This is a genomic window from Massilia sp. YIM B02763 (assembly GCF_030412015.1).
Taxonomy (GTDB): Bacteria; Pseudomonadota; Gammaproteobacteria; order Burkholderiales; family Burkholderiaceae_D; genus Telluria.
The window spans coordinates 569,999-583,450 of the sequence record NZ_JASNRD010000001.1; the positions used below are offsets into that span (position 1 = coordinate 569,999).

The 13,452-nt window shown below is 68.8% G+C and carries 13 protein-coding genes; all 13 read right to left on the reverse strand.

The annotated features are described in order from the left end of the window. Positions 1 to 41 precede the first annotated feature (41 nt). A complete protein-coding gene (cyoE, locus tag QPK32_RS02420) occupies positions 42 to 914 on the reverse strand; it encodes a heme o synthase (protein WP_290411391.1) in 873 nt (290 codons plus the stop codon). 330 nt (positions 915 to 1,244) lie between these two features. After that, complete coding sequence (gene pncB / locus QPK32_RS02425; RefSeq protein ID WP_290411183.1) at positions 1,245 to 2,432, reverse strand: nicotinate phosphoribosyltransferase; 1,188 nt, start codon at positions 2,430 to 2,432, stop codon at positions 1,245 to 1,247. A 60-nt stretch (positions 2,433 to 2,492) separates the two neighbouring features. Next, complete coding sequence (locus QPK32_RS02430; protein ID WP_290411184.1) at positions 2,493 to 2,978, reverse strand: SET domain-containing protein; 486 nt, start codon at positions 2,976 to 2,978, stop codon at positions 2,493 to 2,495. A gap of 112 nt (positions 2,979 to 3,090) precedes the next feature. Then, entirely contained in the window at positions 3,091 to 4,767 is a 1,677-nt protein-coding gene (locus QPK32_RS02435) for an AMP-binding protein (protein WP_290411185.1), read from the reverse strand. Between the two features lie 110 nt (positions 4,768 to 4,877). After that, positions 4,878 to 6,581, reverse strand: a complete 1,704-nt coding sequence (locus QPK32_RS02440) for a 4Fe-4S binding protein (protein WP_290411186.1) — start codon at positions 6,579 to 6,581, stop codon at positions 4,878 to 4,880. Further along, positions 6,578 to 7,096: a DUF3306 domain-containing protein gene (locus QPK32_RS02445; RefSeq protein WP_290411187.1), complete on the reverse strand. Its 519-nt coding sequence runs from the start codon at positions 7,094 to 7,096 to the stop codon at positions 6,578 to 6,580. The genes QPK32_RS02440 and QPK32_RS02445 overlap by 4 nt, the downstream gene beginning before the upstream one ends. Next, positions 7,093 to 7,539, reverse strand: a complete 447-nt coding sequence (locus tag QPK32_RS02450; protein ID WP_290411188.1) for a DUF3305 domain-containing protein — start codon at positions 7,537 to 7,539, stop codon at positions 7,093 to 7,095. The genes QPK32_RS02445 and QPK32_RS02450 overlap by 4 nt, the downstream gene beginning before the upstream one ends. Positions 7,540 to 7,561: 22 nt before the next feature. Further along, positions 7,562 to 8,047: a hypothetical protein gene (locus QPK32_RS02455; protein ID WP_290411189.1), complete on the reverse strand. Its 486-nt coding sequence runs from the start codon at positions 8,045 to 8,047 to the stop codon at positions 7,562 to 7,564. 19 nt (positions 8,048 to 8,066) lie between these two features. Further along, positions 8,067 to 8,510, reverse strand: a complete 444-nt coding sequence (locus tag QPK32_RS02460; protein ID WP_290411190.1) for a hypothetical protein — start codon at positions 8,508 to 8,510, stop codon at positions 8,067 to 8,069. A gap of 10 nt (positions 8,511 to 8,520) precedes the next feature. Beyond that, positions 8,521 to 9,666, reverse strand: coding sequence for a formate dehydrogenase subunit gamma (locus QPK32_RS02465; RefSeq protein ID WP_290411191.1), 1,146 nt, complete (start codon positions 9,664 to 9,666; stop codon positions 8,521 to 8,523). 9 nt (positions 9,667 to 9,675) lie between these two features. Continuing rightward, positions 9,676 to 9,897, reverse strand: coding sequence for a hypothetical protein (locus QPK32_RS02470; protein ID WP_290411192.1), 222 nt, complete (start codon positions 9,895 to 9,897; stop codon positions 9,676 to 9,678). Next, the gene (gene fdh3B / locus QPK32_RS02475; protein WP_290411193.1) at positions 9,894 to 10,574 is read right to left on the reverse strand and encodes a formate dehydrogenase FDH3 subunit beta; all 681 of its coding nucleotides are present in this window, start codon (positions 10,572 to 10,574) and stop codon (positions 9,894 to 9,896) included. Before fdh3B ends, QPK32_RS02470 begins: the two co-directional genes overlap by 4 nt. Positions 10,575 to 10,593: 19 nt before the next feature. Then, positions 10,594 to 13,416 (reverse strand): formate dehydrogenase subunit alpha, encoded by a 2,823-nt coding sequence (locus QPK32_RS02480; RefSeq protein WP_290411194.1) that lies wholly within the window; start codon positions 13,414 to 13,416, stop codon positions 10,594 to 10,596. Between the last annotated feature and the right edge of the window lie 36 nt (positions 13,417 to 13,452).

Here is a 13,452-nt window from a genome sequence, read left to right on the forward strand (position 1 = left end):
CCGGCCTGCGCCGGGACGACGTGGACCGATCGGGCTTGCTGTTAAGCCAGCAACGGCATCAGGTAGTGATCCGCCAGCAGCGCCGCGAACAGAAATGCCAGATAGGCGATCGACCAGGCGAACGCCTTGCGCGCCACCTGGTCGCTGTAGCGGCGGTGCACCAGCCAGGCATGGCGCAGGAACACGGCGTTCAACACGATGGCGGCGGCCAGGTAGAGCCAGCCGCTCATGCCCACCAGGTACGGCAGCGCGCACGCTGCCGCCAGCACGATGCTGTAGCGCCAGACGGCGCGGCCCGTGTAGGCCATGCCGTGCGTCACGGGCAGCATCGGCAGGCCGGAGCGCGCATAGTCGTCGCGGCGGTACATGGCCAGCGCCCAGAAGTGCGGCGGCGTCCACAGGAAGATCACCAGCACCATCAGCCAGGCTTCGAGCGGCACGGCGTTCTCCACCGCGGCCCAGCCCAGCGCCGGCGGCATGGCGCCGGCGATGCCGCCGATGACGATGTTCTGCGAGGTGTTCGGCTTGAGCAGGATCGTGTAGACGAAGGCATAGCCCACGAAGGTGGCCAGCGTCAGCCACATCGTGAGCGGATTGACCTCGACGTACAGGATGGCCATGCCGGTCGCGCCGATCAGCAGGGAGAGCAGCACGGTGCGGCTGCGCGTGATCTCGCCGCGGGCGGTGGCCCGGCGCGCCGTGCGCGCCATGCGGGCGTCGACCTCGGCCTCGATCAGGCAGTTGACGGCGAAGGCGGCGCCGGCCAGCAGCCAGATGCCGGCCGCGCTCCACAGCAGCACGGCCCAGCCGGGAAAGCCGGGGGCGGCCAGCAGGCTGCCGATCACGGCGCAGAACACGGTCAGCTGGGTCACGCGCGGCTTGGTCAGCACCCAGTACTGGGACAGCGTGTTCATGGCCGGGGCCAGCGCGCCGGCGACCGGTTCGGCCGGCGCGGCAAGTTTTGCTTCGACATTCGACATGGCAGATAGTCCAACGTAAGACGGTGGCGGCACGGCCGATGGGTACCGTGCGGCGGCGTGCGGCGCCTGCGCGGCGCACTGGCCGGCGGGTCGGGATGGAAGCCGCCTGCAAGCGGCGGACTTCGGGACAGCATAATCCCCGCATGCTAGCGGAAAATGCGGTCCGGCCGTACGGGCAAATTGTCCCAGTTGCCGTCAAGGCAAGCCACTACACTGTGGACGGGATGGGCGACTGTGGCGTAGCGGCCACAGTCGCCGCGGGCATCAGATGCGCTGGTCGAACACCTGGCGCAGGTAGGCGATGAAGGTCTCGTCCGTGGAAAAGCCCTTGCCCGGGCTGTCGGACAGCTTGGCGACGGGCTGGCCGTTGCAGCGGGTGAGCTTCATGACGATGTTCAGCGGGTCGAACTGGGTATCGTTGGTCAGCTTGGTGCCGATGCCGAAGCCGGTCAATACGCGGTCGGCGAAGTGACGGTACAGCATCAGCGCCTTCGGGATCGTCAGCGCGTCCGAGAAGACGAGGCGCTTGGTGCGCGCGTCGATGCGCAGCTTGGCGTAGTGGGCCAGCGCCTTCTCGCCCCACGCGACCGGGTCGCCCGAGTCGTGGCGCAGGCCGTCGAACAGCTTGGCGAAATACAGGTCGAAGTCGCGCAGGAAGGCGTCCATGCCCACCACGTCGGTCAGCGCGGTGCCGAGGTCCCCGCGGTATTCCTGCACCCAATCTTCCAGCGCCTTCTTCTGGAAGTCGCGCAGGCGCACGTCGAAGGACTGGAACGCCTGCATGTATTCGTGCGCCATCGTGCCGATCGGGACGATGTTGAACTTCTTGGCCAGGTAGACGTTCGACGTGCCCTTGAAGAATTGCGGGATCTCGCGCACGAGCGTGGCCACGACTTCCTCGTGCCACTGGCCCGAGAAGCGCCGGCGCACGCCGAAGTCCGAGAATTCGAACGGGTGCTGGCGCTTCGGCTCCTGTTCGAAGGCGCGCAGCTCGTCGATCTTCTGCTGCAGCCGCTTGCGCGCCTCCGCCAGCGCCGCTTCCTGGTCGAAGCGGCGGAAATACAGCTCGTTGACGATGTACAGCACGTAGATCTCGAAGCCCATCACGTGCACGAGCGGACCGCAGGCGCGGATGCGCAGGTGCGGGCCGTCGGTCTCGACCTGGATGAACTTGCGCTGGAAACGGAACAGCGTGAGGAAGTCGGCGAAGTCGCTTTTAATATAGCGCAGCGTGCGCAGGTAGCCCACCTCGTCCTCGGTGAAGCGCATCGTGCACAAGTGATCCAGTTCGCGCTCGACCTCTTCCTTCAGGTCGGCCAGCGGGTAGGCGGGCGTGTTGCGGCACTTGAACTCGTATTCGCCGACGGCGTTCGGGTGCATGTGCAGCAGCGCCTGCCACATCGTGAATTTGTACAGATCGGTTTCGAGCAGGCTGCGGACGACGGGTTTCATGGTGCGAGCGTCTTGTTGTTATCGGTCCCGCCATCTTACCGGGCCTGGCGGATTCGCGCTTCACGCAGCCGCGTTTGCGCCCTTTTTTGCGCGCTTCTTCGGCGCCAGCATCGTGCCGTTGCACTCCGGCGTGCCGCAGCGGCAGGCGAACAGGCGCTTCAGCGCGGGCGTGTGGCGCTCGTCGTAGATCAGCGCATAGTTGTAGTTCAACTCCTCGCCGGCCTCGATGTCGTGCAGCGCGTGGATGTACACGCGGCCATCCTCCTCGTAGGCTTCGCAGTTCGGGCCGCAGGCGTGGTTGATCCAGCGCGCGTCGTTGCCGCGCCGGCCGCCGTCGATGACATTGCCGTCGGCCAGGCTGAAATAGAAGGTGTGGTTGACGGGGCCGCCGCGCTCGGCCGCGCGCCGGGTCGCCTCGTCCCAGCTGATGCGCTCGCCACGGTATTCGATGATGCGCTCGCCGGCCGCGATGTCGCGCAGGGCGAAGACCCCGTTGCCGTGGATGGGCGATTTCCGGACTTCGTAGATGGAAGACTTGGTGCTCATTGCGATGACGTTGTGGGGTGGTGGATGGTGGAAGGCGCCGCCGGCGGACAGCACGCATTATTGCTCTTTTTATAGCATTGTGCCGCACGTCTCGGCGGCGCGCCACCTTCCGTCAGCCTTCGAACTCCTCCTCGCGGAATTCGACGCCCACCCGCTGCCCCGCCGCCTCCGCGTGGCGCAGTTCGACGCGCCGGATCTTGCCGGAGATCGTCTTGGGCAGCTCCGTGAACTCCAGGCGGCGGATGCGCTTGTAGGGAGAAAGCCGCTCGCGCGCGAACGCGAAGATGGCGCCGGCCAGCGCGCGCGTCGGTTCCACGCCGGGACGCAGCGCGACGAAGGCCTTCGGCACGGACAGGCGCAGCGGGTCGGGGCTGGGCACGATGGCCGCCTCCACGACGTCCGGGTGCTCGATCAGCACGCTCTCCAGCTCGAAGGGGCTGATGCGGTAGTCCGAGGACTTGAACACGTCGTCGTTGCGGCCGACATAGAAGTAGTAGCCGTCGGCGTCGACGCGGGCCGTGTCGCCCGTGTGGTAGTGGCCGGCCCGCATCACGTCGGCCGTCTTGTCCGCGTCCCCTTCGTAGCCCAGCATCAGGCCGACCGGGCCCGCATCGAGGGCGAGGGCGATCTCGCCCTCCTCGGCCGGGCGGTCGTCGGGGTCGAGCAAGGCGATCGCGAAGCCCGGCAGCGGCCGACCCATGGATCCCGGCTTGACGCGCTGGCCGGGCGGATTGCCGATCTGGCAGGACGTCTCGGACTGGCCGAAGCCGTCGCGGATGCGGATGCCCCAGGCCCTTTCGACCTGCTCGATGACTTCCGGGTTGAGCGGCTCGCCCGCCCCCACCAGCTCGCGCAGCGGCGGGCGCCAGGCGGCGAGATCTTCCTTGATCATCATGCGCCACACGGTCGGCGGCGCGCACAGCGAGGTGACGCCGCAGCGCACGATGGTGTCCAGGCAGGCGCGCGCGGAGAAGCGCTCGTAGTTGTAGACGAATACCGTGGCGCCCGCGTTCCAGGGCGCGAAGAAGCAGCTCCACGCGTGTTTCGCCCAGCCGGGGGAGCTGATGTTCCAGTGCACGTCGCCGCGCTGCAGGCCGATCCAGTACATCGTCGACAGGTGGCCCACCGGATAGCTTTGCTGGCTGTGCAGCACCAGCTTGGGCTTGGCCGTCGTGCCGGACGTGAAGTACAGCAGCAGCGGGTCGGTGGCCATGGTCGGCCCGTCCGGCACGAAGTCGCGCGCCGCGGCGTGGCTCGCGGCGACGTCGCGCCAGCCGGCCGGCGCGCCGCCCACGCTGATACGGGTGAAGCCGTCGCCCAGCGCGGCGAACTTGTGCGCCTCGGACGCCTGCGCCACCACGTGGGCGACGCCGCCGCGGCGCATGCGGTCTTCCAGGTCGGCGCCGGAGACGAGCATCGTCGTCGGCATCAGCACGGCGCCCAGCTTGATCGCGGCCAGCATGATTTCCCACAACTCGACGCGGTTCGGCAGCATCAGGAGCACCCGGTCGCCGCGCCGCACGCCGGCCGCGCGCAGCCAGTTGGCGACCTGGTTCGAACGGACCGCCATCTCGGCGAAGCTCAGGGTGCGCTCGCTGCCGTCTTCCTCGACGACCCACAGGGCGGGCGTGTCGTTGCCGGCGGCCTGGACGTCGAAGAAGTCCAGGGCCCAGTTGAAGGTGTCCAGCCGCGGGGCCCGGTAGTCGCGGTACGCGGTGTCGTAGTCGAGGCGGTGGCGCTGCAGGAAGTCGCGCGCGGCGATGAAGCGCGCGGTCGGGGAAGCGGTCATGGTGGTCTCCTGTGCATGAATGCGGGCGACGGGACATCTGCGTTCCCTGTCGTGTTTCCCCCATTCTGCCACGGCCGCGCGCCCGCGCGCGACCGTGCCCGCGCGCCGGCCTAGCGGCGCTTGAGTTCGCTCGCCTGGCCGATCGTCATCTCGCCCTGCGGCGCCATCATGTCGACGACGCGGCAATCGCCGCACATGCGCATGCGGTCCAGGTTGCCGGCGAAGGCCGGGTGGCCGGACAGGCGCGCCAGCATCGCCTCGATCATGCGCACGGTGCCGAACGGCTTGCTGCAGCGGATGCAGTGGAACGGCTGCGTATCGGCCAGAACCACGGGCTGCTTGCGCGCGGGCAGGAAGGACAGGCGCGGCACCAGCGCGATCGCGTCTTCCGGGCAGGTATCCGCGCACAGCCCGCACTGGACGCAGTTCTTCTCGATGAAGCGCAGCTGCGGCAGGCCCTGGCCGTCCTGCAGCGCATGCGCCGGACAGGCGCCGACGCAGGACATGCACAGGCTGCAGGCCGTTTGGTCCACGGCCAGCGCGCCGAACGGGCTGCCCGGCGCCAGCGCCACCTCGTCCGGCTGCACGGGCGCATGGCGGTACAGGTGGTCGAGCGCGTACTCGAGCGTGTCGCGCTTGTCGCGCGCCAGGTGGAAGCCCGCGCGCCGGGCCGGCACCGCGCCGCGCGGGGCATGGCCCATTGCCAGCCCAAGTTCCTGCACGCTGCCGGCGCGCAGCAGCTGCACGTGCGGTCCCGCATAGCCCAGCCCCGCCATCGCATCCTGCACGACGGCCATCTGGCGCTCCAGCGCGCCCACGTACTGCGGCGCTTCCTCGTCCGTCGTCAGCACGGCGACGCCGGCCGCGCCCCAGGCCAGCGCCGCCAGCCAGACGTCGATGCCCGTCGACGCCGCATGGTGCAGTCCGACGGGCAGCACCCGCGCCGGCAGCGCCTGGCCGTCGCGTTCCAGCCCGACCAGCATCGCGGCGCCCGGCACGCCGTGGAACAGCAGCACGGGATCGCTGCCGCCCGCGTCGAAGTAGGCGTTCAGCATCGCCTGGACGCGCCGCCCCGTGTGCTCGGCGGACGGGTAGGCATAGGCCAGCGCGCCCGTCGGGCAGACCGTCGTGCAGGCGCCGCAGCCGGCGCACAGGTAGGGATTGACCTTGACCAGGTCGCCCGCGCCCGAAATGGCCTCGGCCGAGCAAATGGCGATGCAGGCGTTGCAGCCCGTGCGCTCGTTGCGGCTGTGCGCGCACAGGCGCTCCTTGTACTGGAAGTATTTGGGCTTCTCGAAGTCGCCGACCATCTCCAGCAATTCGTCGGCCAGCGCGTCGAGTTCCTCCGCGTCCGTCGCCAATCCCGGCCCCGGCGCGTAGTAACCATGCGGACGCTGGTGCGCGCCGATCCGCGGCGCGGCGCCGAGGTCGGCGACGAGGTCGAAGCGGGCATGTTCCGGCGCCCTGCCCGCCACCTGCCAGGTCGCCTCGAAGGCGCCCAGCCAGCCGGACAGCACGAGGGCGCGGGCCTGGAACACGGGATAGATGCGCAGCGAGGGCGCCGGCATGTCCTCTCCTTCGTCCAGCAGCAGGACCGTCACCGGCAAGGCGGCCGCCAGGCGGTCGGCCAGCGGCAGCGCGTCGGCGCGGCTGCCGACGACCAGCGTATTGCCGGCCGAGCGGTAGGCGACCGTGTCGAGCGCGTCCGGCGGGCTCAGGGTGTCCAGCGCCGCAAGCGCCGCCGCGCGCGCCAGCAGGTTGCGCGCCTCCTGCTGCGGGTCGGCGTCCTGGCCTTCGATCAAGCGGATATTCATCGTGTCTCTGGTTCCGGTGGGGGTGCTGGTTGTAGTTGTTCTGCCGGCTCTGGCGATGGCGGCGGCACGTCCGGCCGCGGCGCTGCTTCATCGGGCTCGTCGTCGATCAGGTGGCGGAACACGCTCTTCGCATGGTCCAGCGAGGCAAGCATGGCGTCGGAGACGGGGCTGGGCTTCGTGTAGTCGTCGATGTACACGTCCAGCCCGTCCATCGTGTTGAAGTGCGGGTCGGCGAACAGCTTCTTGAGGGCCGTGCGCCGCACCGCCCCGTCGACGCCGCGCGCGACGAAGGCGGAAAAGTCGGATTCGCCGGTCAAGGCCGCGACGTCGTCCAGGGTCGGCAAACGCACCGGCGCCGGCGGCTCCAGCTCCGGCGCCGGCTCCGCCGGGACGGCCGTCACGGGCCGAAGCGGCGTCGACGCTTCCTCGGCGGGCGCGACACCGAGCTTCGTCTCCGTCTTGCGGCGCGACCAGCGTCGCAGGAAGCCTTCGTCCGGCATGGCTCGATCCGTCATCCGTGCTGGCGTCCCTTCTTGCGCGGCTGCGGCTGGTAGTGTTCGCGCAGGTAGGCGGCGAGCCAGGTGTACACCTCGGCCGGCATGTCGACGCCGTCGGCGCTCTCGCCCGAGTCGAACATGCGCGTGCCCTCGACGTAGCTGACCGAGGCGCGCACGGGCATCGCGCGGCCGTCCTGCATGCGCCACAGCACGAACACCTTCGATTCCGGGGCCATGCAGTTCTCGTAATAGCCTTCGTTCTCGTCCGGGTACAGTTCCAGCTCCAGGCCCGAGACCAGGTAATAGTCGCGTTCCGGCGAACGGCTGAGCTCCTGGACGGACGCCAGGTTGCCGCGGTCCGGCACGATGCCCACGGCGGACCAGGCTTCGTCCTCGGTCCAGCGGGTCCTGACCACGCGGCGCTGCATCAGCACCGCAATCGGCATGCTGCCCATTTTCATCGCGTCCTCGTCCTTGATGTCGTCATTTCTTGCTGGCGTCGGGCGAACCCTTCTGCACCGTCGGCGGCGTGCCTGCCGGGACGGATTTCGTCGGCCCGGCCTTGACGTCCTCGCTGGGCGGCGCCGTGCCGTGCTTTTCGCTCTGGATGGGCGCAGCGGCCCCCGCCGGCGTGAGCTTGCCCTGCGGCTGGCCGGCCGGGCCGCCGCCGACGGCCGGCGCGGCCGAAGCCGGCGCGGCGGCAATGGCCACCGGCGCATGGGTCTTCCAGCCCTGGGCGGCGGCGCGGGCGCGCCAGCGCGCGCTGACGGCGTCCATCGACGCGGCCAGGTTTTCCTTGTCCTTGGCGGCCTGGGCGTCGGCCTTGGCCTTCTTGTCGGCCGCCGCCTGCTGCTGGGCCGGGGTCGGCGGCGGCGGCGGCGGCAACGCGGCCAGGGCGGCGCCGGACATCCCCGCCAGCGCCAGCGCGGCGGCGCGGATCCAGCGGCGTGCGGTCGTTCGTTCGTTCATCGCGTTCTCCTCCGTCAGTTCAACGACCCGGAGCCGCGCCGGCGGCGGGATCGCGGTGCACGGCGCCCGTGGCCGGCGCGTCGCGCGGGGCGCCCGGCGGCGGCGTGTTCTCGCCGCTCGGTTGCTGCGCGGGTCCGCCGCCAGGCATGCTGGCCGCACCCGGGTTGCTGACGCCGGACGTGGGGCCCTTGCCGCTTTCCGTGACGGTGCCGCCGGTGGCGGCGCCCGAGGTATTGCCGCCGCTGCCGCCGGCGATGCCCGGCGTGCCGCCCGCGTAGGTCGCGTCGGTCTTGGGACCGCCGTTGGCGGCCATCACCTGGCCGCTGGTGCCGCCGCCGGCCGAGACCATGCCGGGGAATTTGGTCTGGCGCTGGGCCGTGTCGCCGTGCTTCGCGCAGCCGGCCGCGGCCAGCAGCAGCATGGCAGCAACGGCCGCAAGCGCGATATTCGGTGCCGTCTTCATGGTGCGCTCCTCAATGGGCCGGACGCGGCGGCATGCCCGCGTTCGGCGCCTGGCCCGGCGGATGATTGGGCGGGCTGCCGGGCGGCTGGTCGGGCGGCGTGCGGTCGTCGAAGGTGCCGGGCGGAACGCCCGCCTTGACTTCCTCGTACCACACGGCGTGGTGGGCCTTGGCCCAGGATTCGTCGACGGTGCCGTGGCGCATCGCGTGATAGGCGCCCGGCGTGCCCCAGGTGCCGATATAGCTGTGGCCCATGGCGGCGGCGATGTAGAACATGGCGCCGACGATGTGCAGTGTGTTCGCCACCTGCAGCACGTAGCGGGTCTGGCCGAAGCCGATGAAGTCCAGGATCAGGCCCGTCACCGACATCACGATGCCCAGCAGCGTCACGCCCAGCCAGAACCAGGCCTTCTCCCCGGCATTGAAGAAGCCGGCCCGCACGTGCTTGTGGCTGACGAGCCCCCCGCCCTGCTTCACCCATTCCCAATCGATCTTCCTGAGGAAGTTACGGTGCAGGAAGGTAAAGAACATCAGCACCGAGCACACGATGAACAGCGGGCCGATGAAGTTGTGCAGGTACTTGAAGACGTAGGCGATGAAGGCGAACACGTCGTGCCCGACGAGCGGGATCAGGAGCTTCTTGCCGAACATGATTACCAGCCCCGTCACGGCCAGCACGATGAAGCTGATCGCCGTCGCCCAGTGCACCCAGCGCTCCCAGCCGTTGAAGCGCTGGATGCGCCGCCCCGTTTCCGGCGCATCGGTGCGCGCGGGGCCGACCAGGCGGTAGAAGAAGAAGATCGCCACGATCACGACGACCAGCAGCGTGCCCGTCATGGTCGCGATCGGGCCGTTGCGCCATTCGCGCCAGGTATTGCCGCCGCGCTGGACGATCACGGTTCCCTCCGTGTGGCCGTACTGGCCCAGGTAGTGGCGGTCGACGTGCACGCGGCCGGACGAGGCCGAGGCCAGTCCCGGTTCCGGGCTGCGCGAGTCGGCTTCGGCCTGCAGGATCGTCTGCTCTTCCGCGTACGCAGGCTCGGCCCGCTCGTTGGGCACGCCCGCGCGGGCCGGCCCGCCGGCCAGCACGAGCAGCGCCAGCACGGCGAGGATGCAGGGAACGAGCGCCCGCGGCAGATACTGGAATGCGCGCATCATGGGTTTCTCCTAGGGGTTGGCCCGGTTGTATTCGTTCTGCAGCTGGTTGCGGTTGTTGATCGTGCCCCACCAGGCGAGCTTGTCGTTGTGGAACATGACCTGCTGCTGGCGGTTGTCGGTCTTGCCGGCGTACTGGCCCTTGATCCAGGCCGGGTGCTGGTCGACTTCGAGGCAGCCGACCAGCAGCGCCAGCGGCACGGCGATCAGGCAGAGTCTCGCGATGGTCTTCATGTCGGCTGCTCCCCCGGATCGTTCTGCGATTGGCCCGGCACCTGGTTGATGCGCGGCGCGTCGCCCTTGGCGCCGATGCTGCCGCCGCGCTTGGGCTTGCCGTAGGCGATCTTCCAGCCCCACAGTTCGGGACCGTAGCCGCGCGTCTCCACGCGCTGGCGGTAGATGTCGGCCAGGATGTTGGCGTCGCCGCCGATCAGCGCCTTGGTGCCGCACATCTCGGCGCAGGCGGGCAGCTTGCCCTCGGCGATGCGGTTGCGGCCGTACTTCTTGAATTCCGCTTCCGACGTGTCCGGTTCCGGGCCGCCGGCGCAGAACGTGCACTTGTCCATCTTGCCGCGGTGGTTGAACAGGCCCGTCTCGGGAAACTGCGGTGCGCCGAACGGGCAGGCGTAGTAGCAGTAGCCGCAGCCGATGCACTGGTCCTTCGAGTGCAGCACGATGCCGTCCTCGGTGTGGTAGATGCAGTTGACGGGGCAGACCGCCAGGCATGGCGCGTCCGTGCAATGCATGCAGGCCATCGAGATCGAGCGCTCGCCCGGCATGCCGTCGTTGATCGTCACCACGCGGCGGCGGTTCACGCCCCATGGCGTCTCGTGCTCGTTCTTGCAGGCGGTCACGCAACCGTTGCAGTCGATGCAGCGCTCGGTGTCGCAAATGAACTTCATCCTGGCCATGCGTTTCTCCTTCCCGCCGTCACGCGCGCACCAGGCGGCACAGCGATACCTTGGTTTCCTGCATCATCGTCACGGCGTCGTAGCCATACGTCCAGCCCGTATTGACGGCCTCGCCGCGCACCTGCGGCGCGCCGCCCTCCGGATAATGGTCCTTCAAGTCCTCGCCCATCCACCAGCCGCCGAAGTGGAAAGGCATCCACACGAGGCCTTCCGGCACGCGCGGCGTGACCATCGCCATCAGCTTCAGGCGCGCCCCCGTCGGGGTCTCGACCCACATGAAGTCGCCCAGCTTGACGCCCACCTGGGCCGCATCGTGCGGGTTCACCTCGCAGAACATGTTCTGCTGCAGCTCGGCCAGCCAGGGGTTGGAGCGCGTCTCGTCGCCGCCGCCCTCGAACTCGACCAGGCGGCCCGAGGTCATGATGAGCGGATAGTCCTTCGAGAAGTCGACCTGCTGCACGGATTTGTACAGCGTCGGCAGGCGCCAGAACGCGGCCTTGTCGTCGTAGGTCGGGTACTGCGCCACCAGGTCGCGCCGCGGCGACAGCAGCGGCTCGCGGTGCACGGGAATCGGGTCGGGGAAGTTCCACACATTGCAGCGGGCCCGCGCATTGCCGAACGGGGCGCAGCCGTGCGCGATCACCACGCGCTGGATGCCGCCGGAAAGATCGGTCTTCCAGTTCTTGCCCTCGGCCTGGACCTGCTCTTCCGGCGTCAGGTCGGCCCACCAGCCCAGCTTTTTCAGGAACACGTGGTCGAATTCCGGGTAGCCCGTATCGAGTTCGCTGTCCTTCGTGAACGAGCCGTCGGCCGCCAGCAGGCTCTCGCCGTTGTGCTCCACGCCCCAGTTGGCGCGGAACGGCAGGCCGCCCTCGGCCACCGGCTTGTGCAGGTCGTACAGGATCGGCGTGCCCGGGTGCTTCATTTCCGGCGTGCCCCAGCACGGCCACGGCAGGCCGTAGTAGTCGCCCTTGCAGGGGCCGGACTCGGCGCGCATCGTGGTCGGGTTGAACGTGTGCTTGTTCTGCATGTGCAGCTTCAGGCGCTCCGGCGAGCAGCCCGTGTAGCCGATGGTCCAGCAGGAGCGGTTGATCTCGCGGAGGATGTCCTCGACCACGGGCTCGTTGTGCACGACCTTGATGTTCTTGACCAGCTGCTCGGCGAATCCGAATTTTTTCGCGAACAGGTACATGATCTCGTGGTCGGTCTTGCATTCGAACAGCGGCTGGATCACCCTTTCGCGCCACTGGATCGAGCGGTTCGACGCGGTGACGGAACCCTGGCATTCGAACTGCGAGGCGGCCGGCAGCAGGTAGACGCCGTTCTCGCGCCCGTGCATGGCGGCCGTCATGCTCGGATACGGGTCGATCACCACGAGCATGTCGAGCTTCTGCATGGCCGCCTTCATGTCCGGCAGGCGGGTCTGGCTGTTGGGCGCGTGGCCCCAGTAGATCACGGCGCGCAGGTTGCTGGGCTGGTCGACGTACTGGTTCTGTTCCAGCACGCCGTCGTACCAGCGCGACACGGTGATGCCGGACTTTTCCATCAGCTCCTTGGAGCCGTAGCGCGACTTGAGCCATTCGTAGTCGACGCCCCAGACGTTGGCGAAGTGCTTCCACGCGCCCTCGGCCAGACCGAAGTAGCCGGGCAGCGAATCGGCGTTCGGGCCCACGTCGGTGGCGCCCTGCACGTTGTCGTGGCCGCGGTAGATGTTGGCGCCGCCGCCCTGCACGCCGATATTCCCGAGCACCAGCTGCAGGATCGACAGCGCCCGCACGTTGGCCGTGCCCACGTGGTGCTGCGTGATGCCCATGCACCAGACCACGGACGACGGACGGTTCGTCGCCAGCATCTCGGCCGCCTTGCGCACGGCCGATTCCGGCACGCCGGTCACCTCGGTGACCTTGTCCGGGGTCCACTTGGCGACTTCCTTGCGCACGTCGTCCATGCCGTAGGTGCGCGCGGCGATGAAATCCTTGTCTTCCCAGCCGTTCTGGAAGATGTGCCAGATCAGTCCCCAGACCAGCGCAATGTCCGTGCCGGGACGCACGCGCACGTAGTGGTGGGCGAACCGCGCCGTGCGCGTGAAGCGCGGGTCGATCACGATCATCTTCGCGCCCAGCTCCTTCGCGTGCAGGAAGTGCAGCATCGAGATCGGGTGGGCCTCGGCCGGGTTCGAGCCGATGAACAGCACGGCCTTGCTGTAGTGCAGGTCGTTGAAGGAATTCGTCATCGCCCCGTAGCCGAAGGTCTGGGCGACGCCGGCCACGGTGGTCGAGTGGCAGATGCGGGCCTGGTGGTCGCAGTTGTTGGTGCCCCACATCGACACCCATTTGCGCAGCAGGTAGGCCTGTTCGTTGTTGTGCTTGGAGCTGCCGATCACCATCAGCGCGTCCGGCCCCGCTTCCTTGCGCAGGTGCAGCAGGCGGTCGCCGATCTCGTTGATGGCCTGGTCCCAGGAGATGCGCTCGTACTTGCCGTTGACGAGCTTCATCGGGTAGCGCAGGCGCTTTTCGCCGAAGCCGTGCTCGCGCACGGACGCGCCCTTGGCGCAGTGGGCGCCCATATTGATGGGCGAATCGAACGCCGCTTCCTGGCGGATCCAGACCCCGTTGCTGACCACCGCCTCGACCGAGCAGCCCACCGAGCAGTGGCTGCAGACCGTGTGCTTGATCTCGGTCTTGGGCTGGGCCTGCGCGGCCGGGTCGGCCGCATTGGCCGGCCCGATCACGTTCAGCGGCAGGTGGCGCGCGAGCGCACCGGCGCCGGCCGTGATGCCGGCGCCAGCCAGGAAGCGGCGGCGTTTCAGGCCGCTGTCGCGCGATGTCTTCACCAGGGTCATTGCGAACTCCTTCGAGAGCGTTCGTATGTGTTCACG

What these genes read in the sequence shown, in the direction of transcription:
- cyoE (WP_290411391.1), bottom strand. Translation starts at nt 914, where the DNA reads ATGAACACGCTGTCCCAGTACTGGGTGCTGACCAAGCCGCGCGTGACC.
- pncB (WP_290411183.1), bottom strand. Translation starts at nt 2,432, where the DNA reads ATGAAACCCGTCGTCCGCAGCCTGCTCGAAACCGATCTGTACAAATTC.
- QPK32_RS02430 (WP_290411184.1), bottom strand. Translation starts at nt 2,978, where the DNA reads ATGAGCACCAAGTCTTCCATCTACGAAGTCCGGAAATCGCCCATCCAC.
- QPK32_RS02435 (WP_290411185.1), bottom strand. Translation starts at nt 4,767, where the DNA reads ATGACCGCTTCCCCGACCGCGCGCTTCATCGCCGCGCGCGACTTCCTG.
- QPK32_RS02440 (WP_290411186.1), bottom strand. Translation starts at nt 6,581, where the DNA reads ATGAATATCCGCTTGATCGAAGGCCAGGACGCCGACCCGCAGCAGGAG.
- QPK32_RS02445 (WP_290411187.1), bottom strand. Translation starts at nt 7,096, where the DNA reads ATGACGGATCGAGCCATGCCGGACGAAGGCTTCCTGCGACGCTGGTCG.
- QPK32_RS02450 (WP_290411188.1), bottom strand. Translation starts at nt 7,539, where the DNA reads ATGAAAATGGGCAGCATGCCGATTGCGGTGCTGATGCAGCGCCGCGTG.
- QPK32_RS02455 (WP_290411189.1), bottom strand. Translation starts at nt 8,047, where the DNA reads ATGAACGAACGAACGACCGCACGCCGCTGGATCCGCGCCGCCGCGCTG.
- QPK32_RS02460 (WP_290411190.1), bottom strand. Translation starts at nt 8,510, where the DNA reads ATGAAGACGGCACCGAATATCGCGCTTGCGGCCGTTGCTGCCATGCTG.
- QPK32_RS02465 (WP_290411191.1), bottom strand. Translation starts at nt 9,666, where the DNA reads ATGATGCGCGCATTCCAGTATCTGCCGCGGGCGCTCGTTCCCTGCATC.
- QPK32_RS02470 (WP_290411192.1), bottom strand. Translation starts at nt 9,897, where the DNA reads ATGAAGACCATCGCGAGACTCTGCCTGATCGCCGTGCCGCTGGCGCTG.
- fdh3B (WP_290411193.1), bottom strand. Translation starts at nt 10,574, where the DNA reads ATGGCCAGGATGAAGTTCATTTGCGACACCGAGCGCTGCATCGACTGC.
- QPK32_RS02480 (WP_290411194.1), bottom strand. Translation starts at nt 13,416, where the DNA reads ATGACCCTGGTGAAGACATCGCGCGACAGCGGCCTGAAACGCCGCCGC.